The organism is Paenibacillus sp. FSL H3-0310, from assembly GCF_038002785.1.
GTDB classification, from domain to species: domain Bacteria; phylum Bacillota; class Bacilli; order Paenibacillales; family Paenibacillaceae; genus Paenibacillus_AQ; species Paenibacillus_AQ odorifer.
In genome coordinates this window covers 62,195-75,303 of sequence record NZ_JBBODC010000003.1, presented here as the reverse complement: position 1 = coordinate 75,303, position 13,109 = coordinate 62,195, and the positions used below count along the sequence as shown (strand labels likewise).

Below are 13,109 nucleotides of genomic sequence, written 5' to 3'. Positions count from 1 at the left end.
TGAAGCCTCAGCTCCCTTTTACTCATACTTATTCAGCTGTGTCCACGGTCACACTTCCATTACTCGTGCTTAAATCCACAGTATACGTGGCTTTACCAAGCACAGCGGTACCATAGCTATCGCCGTCCCGATCCCAGGGTACATTCCCCTTCAGCGAGCCATTGCTTGTATCTGCAATAATCTTCGCATCCGACACGGCCGGCAAGCCCACTATAATCTTTCCGTTACTGGATGTACATTTCCAGTTTCCGGTCACTGCTGAGTTTATAGTAATTTTGCCGTTGCTGCTCTTGGCTGACAACGCCCCATCAATGTTATCCAATACTATGGCTCCATTAGAGCTCACAAGTTCAACTTCACCTTGGATATTCTGTACGGATAGTGACCCATTGCTGGTATGCGCATCCACTTCGCCGATAATATCATGAATATTTAATGCACCATTACTTGTCTCAACCTCTATACCTGACTTAAGATTCCAGGCTTCTATAGAGCCATCACTTGTCTCAACCTCAACAGAAAGGTTATTGGGTGCACTTATATTTAAATAAGGACTTTTGGTATTGAATCCAAACTGAATGTTAGAGAACCAATTATGATCGGTATCAAGCTCCATAATCAGTGTATCTCCTTCAGTACTAACCTTCCATTTCTTTTCCAGTGCACTTTCAGCATCACTTTGCGATTTTCCAGGCAGCAGTAAACTCCCCTCATAATCCAAAGAACCTCCAGCTACACCCTCAACCTTTACTTTTCCACTTGGAAGTACGATTTTGAGCGTCGTAATATTCTCTTTCACTTCCACATTCCCACTAAGCGGAGTTAGATGTGTATTACCGATCAGATTGCTGAGTGAACCTCCAGCCATTACTGTCTGAGCAGCACTTGCTCCGATCAGTACAATAATTAACAGGATGGCCCAGCCGCTTACACGGCTTTTGACATCGGATTTGATAAAAAGTCTAATCAACATCTCAATTCCGAATAAGACCAACAACGCCGGCCATAAAAAACCAAGCACCTCATAGCTGATCATATCATACTGAGCCATCACGATAATGACACCAAGGGCAATGCAGCCCAAGGCTGCTGTGAAACTTCCTATTTTCCATCTCCCCATAGTTAAATCCCCGTTTCTTATGCTCTCGTATTATTCCTTAACATCTTCAGTCCGTACGCAATCAGACCCACTGATAATAAGATCGTGCCGATGTTGATCTCAGTCAGCATATCCCAAAGGGTAGGGAAAGCTGTGATTACCAACATGAGGAATCCAGCAACAACACAGCCGATTCCCACCCAAGCTGGATTGATCTCTTCATGTGGATATCCAGGCATAGAGGACATACCCATGGTCCAAGGGGCTCCGAAGCTGTCTGGATGAAACATCATTCGTTCGTGTTCAGCAGCCGTTATTTTCATCCAAGCCGCCTTCTGCAGGGCATCAAACAACTGATAAAACCACAGCGCCGCCAGGGCAAACGGGAAGATCAAGGGCTCGGACGGAATAAACATTATACATAAGGAGGCCCCGATCATAAACTGTAAACCCTGCTTTTTAAAGCCTAAGTACAAATGACCTACTCCAGGTATCATAGCCAGCATAAAAGTGAGCCAACGTCTCTTCTTAATCATAATACATCCTCCTAAAATTTGGGTAGCAAAACTTTAGCCAATTTAAACATCTATTGATGATCAATTATTTTATTACTATCTCCCAAAGCCACCAAACCACTGGGTTACTGAATTCGACATATGGCCGTTTATTTCGGTAATGCCATAGGCCAAATTCTCAAATACCCCAAACTGCAACAATAACAAACTGAGGCAAGCAGCCACTCCATAATGAATCCATGAGGTTTTTGGGGCAGAACGACGTCTTACATTGGTTGCCTTAGTCGCTCGTGATCTGCGACCTGTTTCGAGCTGCTCAATATGTGTCATAACATCTGCTGCGAGATCCGGGAAGTCCATCTGCGCCTGCAACTGTTCTCTGTCAGCATCCATTTCCGACCACAGCTCCGACATTGCCTTGGCTTCCTCCAGCCACTCTGCGCAATCAGGACATGACTCTATGTGCAATCGGATACTCAGCTCCATCTCTGGAGACAGTAGGCCGTCTATATAATGTGGCATCCATTCCTTCACTATTGCACAATTCATCGCCATTCCTCCCTTTGTTTACGCATCATCTGTCTGGCTCGATAAAGCTGCGATTCGATTGTTTTCACGGAAACTCCCTTTTGCTCTGCAATCTCTTGATAGGAATTGCGCTGAAAATAGTACAGCTGGACGACCGACCGGTACGGTTCCGCCAGACTGTTCACATTCTCTCCTAATTCAGCTGATGTTTCCTGCTCAAGTACCTCATGCTCCGGAGTTTGAGACGTTACCCAATCATTTTCTGTGTAATCAGCTGCACTTCGGTACTTCCACTCCCTATCGTTGGCCCGTTTCCAGTCCAGACAGGTTCGGTAGGCAATCCGATACAGCCATGTCGAGAAGGAGGATTGTCCTCTGAAAGAGGGGAGCGCTTTATATGCTTTTATAAAAACCTCCTGGGCCATATCTTTGGCCGATTCGGCTTCTCCTGTGATTTTGACACATACTCTGTATACCATGCCTTGGTAACGTGTCACCAAATGCCCAAAGGCTTGATGTTGACCGTTCAGCACAGCAGCAATCCATTCTGCCTCTTCCAGCTTTCTCCCCTCCTTCACCTTCATAACGTTAGACGCCAACCAATCGTTCTCCCCTGCAACCTATACATAAATTTTTTTGGTTTTTTTGAAATAGGCTGAAGAGAGGAATATATAGTTTGTTGTCGAATAATGTTTAACTACTATGACTAAAAGAAAACTCTTCTTAATTATCGCATTGTTTCTTATTATACTCACTGGATTCCGTATCCTATGGGTAAAGATTTCTCCGCACACCACACAACCACCACTGATCAATGGTGTGTTGGATTTACGGGATAAACAATGGAATCAGGACAAACTCCTTATTTTAAATGGGCAGTGGGAGTTCTATCCGGGTATGCTGCTTCCTTCATTCAACGAACAATCTGTAAATGCTGCTCCTGCAAAATATATACAAGTCCCGGGGAACTGGAAAGATGCCCTTAGCGATAGCGATAAATCTGCTTATGGCTACGGCTCCTATCGGCTACGTGTCCTAACAGATAATCATAAGAAGCAATCCTATAGTCTTCTAATTTCCGGAGCTCGGTCCTCTTCAGAAGTGTATATCAACGGTGAACGGCTGGACAGCTCTGGCACTCCTGCTGAGAGTAAAGAACACTATATTCCGTACATACTGCCTTATTCAGTATCCTTTACAACCGATAAAAGTGAACTTGAAATTGTGATCCATGTAGCCAACTATTCCTTTTCCCAAACGGGAGGAATTTCTAAAACGATTGTATTTGGCAGCGAAAAAGCTTTAACACAGGAAAGACTGCTCTCTATTAGCCTACAGTTGCTATTATGTGTTGTTCTAATACTGCACGCTGTATATGCTGTTATTTTATATATAATTGGGCTGCGGCAAAAGATGTTGATCTATTTTTTTCTACTGGTAATATCCGCTATAACTACCGTACTCATAGATGATGACAGGCTTCTATTGCACGTATTTCCCTTGAACTATCAATGGAATTTCAAACTATTTTACATCTCTTATATTGCTGTATTTATTTTTATCCTGCAGACAAGCAAACATCTTTTGTTCACGGATTTAAAAATAAAAAGTATTCGTATCCTAACCATCCTGTCCGTAGTAGACATCCTGTTCATATTATTTGGACCCGTTGTTCACTATTATGAATTTCACACACTGATTTTCGGCATAAATTTATTAGTTTTAGCATTAGGTGTCGTAATTCTTTTTCTGAGATCTATTGTTAAAAATTACGAAGGCTCTATTTTCCTGTTGTTATCTATGTTTGCCATCGTTAACAGCACACTTTGGGGAATGTTCAAGAATTATAACTGGGTTAACGTTACCTATTATCCTTTTGATCTAATTATCGCCTTTTTGTGCTTTGCGACTTTTGGATTTAAGCGATATCACTGGAATACTAAGGAGACAGAAAAACTGGCGCACAGCCTGCAGAGAAGTGTTACACAAAAGGATGCTTTTTTGGCTAACACCTCACATGAATTAAAAAATCCGCTGTACAGTATCATTAACATTGCCGAAACTGTCCTGGGCAGCGAGCGTGACACTGTAACGCATCAAAATGCTGAGAATTTAAAACTGCTCATTACCGTTGGAAGACGTATGTCTCTTCTGGTAGACGATCTGCTGGATCAATCCCAGCTCCGTGAAAGCAATATACAATTGCAGCTCAGAGAACTTAAGATCCAATCCTTCGCAGTGGGTGTGCTTGATATGTTCAAATTCTTAACGGAAGGGAAATCTTTATCCTTAGTCTCAGAAATACCAGATTCATTCCCTTCTATTGTGGCTGATGAAAAAAGACTCATTCAGATCTTGTTCAATCTGCTTCAAAATGCTGTTAAATATACGACTGTAGGCACGATAAGAATCCATGCAGATATTCATAAAAAATCGGCGCAGATTCATATTACGGATACGGGTCTTGGCATGAACGAGGAGACGTTGCTCAGAGCTTTCCAGCCCTATGAACAGGGCGATTCCAGCATGAACGAAGTTAGCGGTGGCATCGGGCTTGGATTAAGCACCAGCAAGCAGTTAGTTGAACTTCACGGCGGGAAAATAAGTGTAGTCTCCACACTTGGAGAAGGTACTACCTTTACATTCACAATGCCATTATACGATTCAACCAGCCGGGTATTGAGTTCAGAACTGCCCTCTATGACTGAATTCTCAGACACGCCATCTATGATCACTTTATCCAAATTAACCGCACCGGGTATCGTTTCATCAGCCCATGGAAGGAGACCAAAGCTTCTGGCTGTAGATGATGATCCGGTTAATCTAAAAATACTTACCAACGTACTTTCCATCAAGGACTATGAAATCGTTACGGTGACCAGCGGAAACGATGCTTTACTATTGCTGGATACCGTTCAGTGGGATTTAATTATTACAGATGTAATGATGCCACAAATGTCCGGGTATGAGCTGGCGCATAGAATTCGTGAACGTTACACCATTGCTGAGCTTCCCATTCTGCTTCTGACGGCACGAGGCCAAGCGGAAGATATTTATACCGGTTTTATTTCAGGTGCAAATGACTATGTAATGAAGCCTATGAATGCAATAGAGCTGAAGGCCCGTGTACGCTCCTTAACAGATCTAAAACAGTCCGTAAACGAACGGCTTCGTGTGGAAGCTGCCTATCTTCAAGCGCAAATACAACCACATTTCTTGTTCAACACATTAAATTCAATATCCGCGCTGGCTTCTTTTGATATTAATAGAATGAGTCACCTTGTGGATGCCTTCAGCTCTTATTTGCGTTTAAGCTTCAATTTCCTGAATGCTGAGCCTATGATACCGATTGAACGAGAGCTTGAGCTTGTTCATGCCTACCTCTACATAGAAAAGGAGCGCTTTGAAGATAGGATGACCATTCTTTGGGATTATGAGGAAAGCTTGCATTTTCAGCTGCCGCCCCTGACTATACAGCCACTGGTTGAAAATGCTGTCCGGCACGGTATTTTGAGTCGCTCCCAAGGAGGAACGGTGTCCATAACCATCAAGGAACAAGCTGGCGATATTGAAATCACGATATCAGACAACGGCCAAGGCATGAAAAACGAACAACTCCAGCAGTTGCTCAGCAATCCGTCTAATGATGCAAGAGGAATCGGATTTTTAAATACACATAAACGGCTGTTGCGGGTCTACGGAAAAGGGCTGCAGATTAAAAGCTCCGAAGGGAAAGGAACTTCTGTGAGTTTTATTATTCCTTCTGACAAAAAAAATCCGCTTCGAAAACTTTCTGATTAACAGACAAACTATTGTGAACCGAAATATCAAGTAAGGATTCGACGTATTTTGGCTAAAATACTATATCTGAGTGGTGATTAATAATGATTCAGGCAATATTAGTTGACGATGAACGGCTTGCCCTTGTGAAATTAGAGTTTATGTTAAAAAAAATACCATCTTTACATATAGCCGCTTCCTATACGGACCCCTCACAGGCCATTCAAGAGGCTCCGTCTTATCATCCTGACGTTATTTTTATTGATATTGAAATGCCTGAAATTAATGGTCTTCAAGCTGCGGAGATGCTCCAAGAGGCCTGTCCAAATGCAAATATTATCTTCGTTACCGCGTATAACCATTATGCTGTGGAGGCTTTTGAGATCAATGCGCTCGATTATATTTTGAAGCCTGTGCGAAATGACCGACTATTGAAAGCTGTCCAGCGGTTAGAAGAAAGATTGTCACTTGCACCAAAACTCATAATTGCAAAAGAAGAGGTAACCATTCGTTGTCTTCAATCGCTTCGTTTTGAACGAGGCGGACAATCTCTGAATAATCTGCGTTGGAGAACCTCTAAGGCCCAAGAGTTATTTGCCTTTTTGCTCCATAATCGCAACCGCTTCGTAAGTAAAGACATGCTGATTGAACTGCTGTGGCCAGACTTCAATCTGAAAAAGGCCTCTACCCATCTCTATACAACAATTTATCAAGTCCGGCAATGCTTAAAGCAGAATGAAGTCGACCTGCATATCAGCAACCTTAGCGGGGGGGAAGGCTATACCCTTGAAACCGGATCAATGTTGATTGATGTAGATAAGTGGGAACAGGGTATCCTGGCTCTGGAAACCATCAGTGAAGTTAATTGTGCGGAGCATCAAGTTTTATTCGAGCTTTATTCTGGAGATTACTATGACGATTATGATTATTTATGGGCTGAAAGTGAGCGGCAACGTCTTCGTACCATTTGGCTGCACCATGCAATGGGCATAGCCCAATTTTATATAGAAAGCAACAGAATTGCCGAGGCCGTTACTGTCTATCAACGAGTAGTGCAGTTACAGCCTTATTTTGAACAAGGGCATTTAGGATTAATGAAGGTCTACGACAGCATTGGAGAACGTTCCGCTGTGGAAGAGCAATACAAGCTGCTAAAGGGTTTATTCCATCAGGAGCTTAACATTAATCTTCCAGCCAGCGTTGAGCACTGGTACGAGCAATGGGAACAGCTTAACCATAGAGTGCGATGAGCTAAATACCCTATCAAGACATAATAAAGACACCCGGATAAAACCGGGTGTCTTTATTATTACCTTCCTAGTTATTACGTTTGAATCGTCTTGTTAATACAAACCCTAAAAGCACCAGACTTCCACCAGCCAAGTAGATCGGAAACGCGCTGTCTTCTCCTGTTTTCGGAAGCTGAGTCGGTTTATTGCTGTTATTTCCCGGCTCAGTAACTGTACCCTTTGGTACTTCCTCCACATCAATCTCTATGAGGATTTCTTCTTCATTTCCATTCTCATCTGTAACAATAATGGTGAACTTATCTTTACCAATATAGCCCGGATCAGGTGTGTAGACCCATTTGCCATCCTTAGTAATAGTCACTTTACCATGTCCCGGCTCATCTCCCAAGCTTGGCACTCCCCCAAGTGGAATTTCACCTTCAATAGGAACATCTTCATTGGTAATCTCTTTCTGCACAGGTGGGGTTACCTGCGGAACAACAGGCGTACTAGTTGCCACAGGCTGGCTTGGAGTAGCTGTTGGCGTAACCGTTGGCGTTGCCGTCGACACTGGCGTTACCATCGGTGTTGGCGAAGGTGTTGCCACCACAACTGGTGTTGCTGTTGGTGTAGAAGTAACGACTACTTCCGGTGTCGGTGATGGTGTCCAGATAGGACCTGTCGGTTCCTCTGGCGTCGACGTTGGTGTTGCTGTTGGCGTCGACGTTGGTGTTGCTGTCGGCGTCGACGTTGGTGTTGCTGTCGGCGTCGACGTTGGTGTTGCTGTCGGCGTCGACGTTGGTGTTGCTGTCGGTGTCGACGTTGGTGTTGCTGTTGGTGTCGACGTTGGTGTTGCTGTCGGTGTCGACGTTGGTGTTGCTGTTGGCGTCGACGTTGGGGTTGCTGTCGGCGTCGACGTTGGTGTTGCTGTCGGTGTCGACGTTGGTGTTGCTGTCGGTGTCGACGTTGGTGTTGCTGTTGGCGTTGGCGTTGGTGTTACCGTTGGTGCGGGCGTTACGGTCGGTATAGGCGTTGCTGTTGGTGTCGGAACTTTGTTTTTTACCTCAAGGCTTATCCCTGTCGTCGAAGAAATAGTCACTTCATGTGGTGTTTGATCAAGAACATAACCAGCAGGCGCTGTTTTCTCAATTAATATATATTTCCCACCTGTTAGTTTGGTAAATTCAAGTATCCCGTTTGTATCCGTAGTGCCTTCCTTAATCCAGATCTTATCGGCATCAACTACCCGATACAGATCAAAAACGGCCCCACTTAACACCTTACTCGTATTCCCGTCTTCTACTTTGGTAATCGTCAACGGTCCTCTTACGCCGCTTCCTGTGCCGGAGCCGCTAGAGAGCTTAACGATAATTTCCTCGGTGCTTACACCTGGAACTACCTTGATGTTTTTACCATCGAAACTAACCTTATTGGTTACCTTATCATTGTTTTGTGCTGTGATCAGGGAGTCATATTTCAAAATATAAGCTTCGGAAATATCCTTCAGGAAACTAAGCTTAAAGCTTTCTTTTCCGTCATTATCCGTAGTGATTTCCAGCTTATAATCTGTACCACTCACCAATTCTTGGTTGGTCGATGTTACATCCCCATTGCTTGCAACTTTCGTTTTGTAGACATGGAATGTATTGGACAGCAGGATTTGATTATCGCTTGGAATATCCGTAATTACCGCTTCTTTTACAAAAGATTGGTTACGGTTGATGTAAACCGTCCAATGAATTTTATTGCCATCCTGCGCACCTTCTTTGTTAACGTATTCCCCGCCCTGAGGGATATTAACAGAAGCTTGCAGTTTAGCGGACTCTACTTTCGCACCGTCATATAACGTAGCTGTATTTTTAATTTCATTTGAATCAATCGCTTGATCCGCGAACGTTGTTTTGAAAGTGACGTAGAACGCATAATTAATCGTTTTATTAAATGTCACCTTCAGCTCACTGCCATCCAGCTCCACTTTATAGTCCGCGGAATTCACACTAGCTTGAGGAGAAGGATTTCCATCCTTTCCATACTCCCATTTATTCACTTTCACAGAATCCATATTTACAACTTGGCCAGCTGAAATGGTATCAACCAGTTGAGCTTGGATTAACGTTTTCTGATTATAATTAGCCCCAATGTTCCAAGTGATTTCCTTAGTTACAGCATTGTAGGAACCACTCTTCTTCCCATTGTTTTTAACCTCATCTCTTGGATTAAAGGTTACGGTCGCTTCTTTATGCTTAGACTCCTGCACCCCATTAACCGTTTCTTTCCAATCGAGTGCACCTGTATTAGTGAATTGAGTTTTGCCCGGAGCCAGCCAATCATAGTTAAAGCTTGTTGTATAAGTAATTGTGTAAGGCTCATTTATCGGCGCATTAAAAGTAATCACAAATCCATCGTTTACTGCAACCGGATCATGCGCATTGTAAACAACACTATGGACGGTAGCAGTTCCACCTTTAGTTGGTTGAACCTTTAATGTACCCGGGACAAGCTTTAATCCAGCATTGCCAAAAGTATCTGTCACCACTAGATTTTCCATAGTCTTGCTGTCATCGTTAATTTGGATAGTCCAATCGAGGGTCTTAGTCGCATAATTAACGTTACTATAATTTTTATGGAGAATTTGCTGCTTGATATCACTGTAACCCGTTTCTGTTTTTCCATCATAAGTAATCTTGTTCGTAATCTGACCATCAACAAATACTCTGCCGTTTGCCTTTGTCTGATATTCAATACGGTAGGCAGAATTTATATCATTGTTAAATTTCAGATCAAAACCATTTAATCCCGTTGCAGTTGTTGGAGTTATTGTATATTCGCTTGAAGCGATTTCCGCGCCTTTAACCCCGTTGCCATTACTGTCGATCGTTACAGGATAAACTTTAACCGAGTTGAGAATTAGATCTTGAGTGTTATTGAATGTATCCTTCAAAATAGCATTTGCCGCTAAAATTGTTTTTTCATTGTAATTGAAATTAACAGCCCAGGAAATCACCTGATTCGCTGCATCGTAATTGGTGGACTCTTTCGATAGTGGTTTGCCACGTCCTACTGTAACTGTAGTGCTAGCCTTTTTAGAAAATCCGTTATCTCCTGTTAAGACTGCCTCATTCAAAAAGGTTTTCGCATCTACACCAGTACCAGTAATATCCGTAGAGAAGCCAATCCGGTAAGCTTTAGTAAGCGGGTTATCCGCAAATTTCAGCTTTAACTCTCCCAAAGTGGATCCTGTCACATCATACTTGCTGCTGTCCACTAGATTGCCAAGACTCACAGTCCCATCGACCTTCACATCAAGCTCATAAACAGCAATAGATACCGTATTCAGTGATAATCCCGCAGGGAGTGTGTCTGTGACCACTGCATTTTTTACGCTTTCCAGTGCCTTATTCACATCAACCGTCCAAGCGATGCTTGTTGGGTTATAATACTGCGGTTTAGGCGAACCGTCTTTTTCTATAGTAGAGCTAACCTTCGGCTTAAAATTAAGCTCAATGGTCTGAGTACCGCCTTGTATCGGGAAAATCAGGGTTTGCTTCGTGGAGCCTGTAATTTTCTTGGAGCTCAAAAGCGACCTAACGGAGAAAGTCCCTCCCACTTTATCGTGGGTTTCGATATAAGCATTAAATGTAAATACAACGCGGTTAGTATTTTTGTCGACGGTATAAGTCCCTACAGGCTCATCGTCAAAAATAAGATCACCATTCAGATCGTTATAAAGTTCAAACTGTGTTGGAAGATCAAAGGTATAGGTGGACCCATCCTTATATCCATGCCCATCTGGAAGTGACCATGTATAGTTCAATTCCGAATAGGAATCAAGTTCATATACACTTTCTGTAACCGTATTTGTGTATTTATCATCGGTGTATACAGCAAGCGTAACACTAGTAATGAGGTCATCTCCAATTACAGTACCGTTGCCACTCGCATATGCCTGCGAATTGACTCCAAAGCCAAAGCTGTAAGCCCATTGCGTCACAAGCAAGAATACTACGAGCAATGCGCTAATTTTCTTTTTTGATAACATTATTAAAAATGCCTCCTTTGTCACTCCGTTTATCGTGCTTTTCCTAAGCTTTATCCTTTGAATCCCGTACTCTACTCCCCCGCATTAACCTCCTTGACGCTTTCTCATGATATAAATTTGCAACCTAACAACTATTGTAAATAGTCCATCTATACATAATCTGAACAGCGTCCTATTGCAGTCTTGGAGATCTTTTTATTGCAAAAAAAAACAGGGATATGCGCAATAACTCGCATATCCCTGTCGTATTTACTACTTAGTGGAAAATAAAAATAACATTGTACATCTTATAGACTAGCGTGATCACGTTTGGTGTAAGTCTTACGCTTCTCCAGAAGCTTGTTCAGCGCATCAATATAAGCGCGGGCACTTGCTTCTAGAATATCGGTGCTAAGTCCACGGCCTTGTGCAGCTACTTCTCCCTGCGAAAGCACCACATGAACCTCACCCTGCGCATCTTTACCACGGGAGACCGATTTAATCGAATAATCTCCAAGGGTAACTTCCTCATTCGTGGCTTTATCAATAGCATTGTAGATGGCATCTACTGAACCATTACCTTCGGCCTCAGCTACAATCGGCTGGTCTTCCGGACCCGCAATAATAACCTTGGCGGTTGGAACAGCTTCATTACCATAAGTAACGAACATCGTTTGCAGCTTAAAGACTTCTGGCGTATCAATTAATTTCTCTTCAATCAAAGCCAAAATGTCTTCATCTGATACTTCTTTTTTCTTATCTGCCAAATCCTTAAATCTAGAAAAAGCGGTGTTCAGCTCTTCTTCGGACAAATCATACCCAAGATCACTCAACTTATCGCGGAAAGCGTGCCGTCCAGAGTGTTTGCCGAGTACCAGCTTGCTCTCTTTAAGTCCAATAGTCTCCGGTGTCATGATCTCGTAGGTAGTTTTCTCTTTTAGCATCCCGTCCTGGTGAATACCCGATTCATGAGCAAATGCGTTAGCTCCTACAATCGCTTTATTCCCTGGAACCACCATACCTGTAAGCTTGCTGACCAGACGGCTTGTGCGAGAGATCTCAGATAACGTAAGCGATGTTTTTGCACCAAAAAATTCAGCCCGTGTCTCAAGCGCTAGCGCAACTTCTTCAATCGCTGTGTTCCCGGCACGTTCACCGATACCGTTGATCGTTCCTTCGATCTGATCTGCACCATTCTGAATCGCAGCCAACGTATTTGCTGTAGCCATACCAAGATCGTTATGACAATGGGCACTAAGCTGTACGCGTTCAATATCAGGCACATTCTCTTTTAGATATTTAAAGATAGCTCCGTACTCCGAAGGATTCAAATAACCTACAGTATCCGGGATATTAACAACATTAGCGCCTTCCCGGATAGCCATGCCGACCATTTCAGCCATGAAATCATACTCCGTACGGCCCGCGTCTTCTAATGAAAACTCGAGCTTAGGGAAATATTTTTTAGCGTATCGGATAGCAGACTGTGCAGTTTCCAGCACCTGAGCCTTATCCATCCGTAGCTTATGCTGGCGGTGAATAGGAGATGTAGCCAGAAAAATATGAATACAAGGGTCCTGCGCTCCCTGTAGTGCTTCTTTTACAGCATCAATATCTGTCTCTCTAGAACGAGAAAGGCCGATTACCGTGACGTTCTTCACAGCTCTTGCCACCGCATTAACAGAAGCTAGATCACCTGGAGAAGCTGCAGGAAAACCCGCTTCCATGCGATCAATTCCCAGCTTCTCTAACTGGTAAGCGATCTCCACTTTCTCACGCGTGTTGAGGTTCACACCTGGTGACTGCTCTCCATCTCGCAGTGTCGTATCGAACACATAAATTTTCCGCATGCTAAGCACCTCCCAAAAATTGTGCTGAAACTCTCAAATGCGGCTCGCAAAGTCACGGCCGCATTTGAAGGTAATACTATTTAATCATAA

Annotated in this window: 8 protein-coding genes; 2 read left to right on the top strand and 6 right to left on the bottom strand. The window is 43.3% G+C overall.

Annotated elements, in window-relative coordinates; translation table 11 throughout:
- Positions 1–28: 28 nt before the first annotated feature.
- From MHH63_RS26485 to MHH63_RS26470, 4 genes are all read right to left on the bottom strand, one after another.
- Positions 29–1,120 (bottom strand): DUF4097 family beta strand repeat-containing protein, encoded by a 1,092-nt coding sequence (locus MHH63_RS26485; protein WP_341172255.1) that lies wholly within the window; start codon positions 1,118–1,120, stop codon positions 29–31.
- A 17-nt stretch (positions 1,121–1,137) separates the two neighbouring features.
- Positions 1,138–1,635, bottom strand: a complete 498-nt coding sequence (locus tag MHH63_RS26480; RefSeq protein WP_076125480.1) for a hypothetical protein — start codon at positions 1,633–1,635, stop codon at positions 1,138–1,140.
- 75 nt (positions 1,636–1,710) lie between these two features.
- Positions 1,711–2,163 carry an anti-sigma factor family protein gene (locus tag MHH63_RS26475; protein WP_038569222.1) on the bottom strand — a complete coding sequence of 151 codons (453 nt, stop codon included), beginning with the start codon at positions 2,161–2,163 and terminating at the stop codon, positions 1,711–1,713.
- Positions 2,160–2,741 carry an RNA polymerase sigma factor gene (locus MHH63_RS26470; protein ID WP_076125482.1) on the bottom strand — a complete coding sequence of 194 codons (582 nt, stop codon included), beginning with the start codon at positions 2,739–2,741 and terminating at the stop codon, positions 2,160–2,162. Before MHH63_RS26470 ends, MHH63_RS26475 begins: the two co-directional genes overlap by 4 nt.
- A 103-nt stretch (positions 2,742–2,844) precedes the next feature.
- On the opposite strand from MHH63_RS26470, the gene MHH63_RS26465 reads away from it, so the two are divergent.
- Together MHH63_RS26465 and MHH63_RS26460 are read left to right on the top strand one after the other, a co-directional pair.
- Complete coding sequence (locus MHH63_RS26465; protein ID WP_341172254.1) at positions 2,845–5,943, top strand: ATP-binding protein; 3,099 nt, start codon at positions 2,845–2,847, stop codon at positions 5,941–5,943.
- Between the two features lie 83 nt (positions 5,944–6,026).
- The gene (locus MHH63_RS26460; RefSeq protein ID WP_076302180.1) at positions 6,027–7,172 is read left to right on the top strand and encodes a response regulator; all 1,146 of its coding nucleotides are present in this window, start codon (positions 6,027–6,029) and stop codon (positions 7,170–7,172) included.
- A gap of 67 nt (positions 7,173–7,239) precedes the next feature.
- Here the strand turns inward: MHH63_RS26460 and MHH63_RS26455 are convergent, their stop codons facing one another.
- Entirely contained in the window at positions 7,240–11,190 is a 3,951-nt protein-coding gene (locus MHH63_RS26455; protein ID WP_341172253.1) for a collagen binding domain-containing protein, read from the bottom strand.
- Between the two features lie 287 nt (positions 11,191–11,477).
- The gene (locus MHH63_RS26450) at positions 11,478–13,019 is read right to left on the bottom strand and encodes a 2-isopropylmalate synthase (RefSeq protein ID WP_038569217.1); all 1,542 of its coding nucleotides are present in this window, start codon (positions 13,017–13,019) and stop codon (positions 11,478–11,480) included.
- Positions 13,020–13,109: the final 90 nt, after the last annotated feature.

Bases quoted from the DNA above. Each gene is read 5' to 3' on its own strand.
- MHH63_RS26485 (WP_341172255.1), bottom strand. From the start codon at position 1,120: ATGGGGAGATGGAAAATAGGAAGTTTCACAGCAGCCTTGGGCTGCATT.
- MHH63_RS26480 (WP_076125480.1), bottom strand. From the start codon at position 1,635: ATGATTAAGAAGAGACGTTGGCTCACTTTTATGCTGGCTATGATACCT.
- MHH63_RS26450 (WP_038569217.1), bottom strand. From the start codon at position 13,019: ATGCGGAAAATTTATGTGTTCGATACGACACTGCGAGATGGAGAGCAG.
- MHH63_RS26475 (WP_038569222.1), bottom strand. From the start codon at position 2,163: ATGAATTGTGCAATAGTGAAGGAATGGATGCCACATTATATAGACGGC.
- MHH63_RS26460 (WP_076302180.1), top strand. From the start codon at position 6,027: ATGATTCAGGCAATATTAGTTGACGATGAACGGCTTGCCCTTGTGAAA.
- MHH63_RS26455 (WP_341172253.1), bottom strand. From the start codon at position 11,190: ATGTTATCAAAAAAGAAAATTAGCGCATTGCTCGTAGTATTCTTGCTT.
- MHH63_RS26465 (WP_341172254.1), top strand. From the start codon at position 2,845: ATGACTAAAAGAAAACTCTTCTTAATTATCGCATTGTTTCTTATTATA.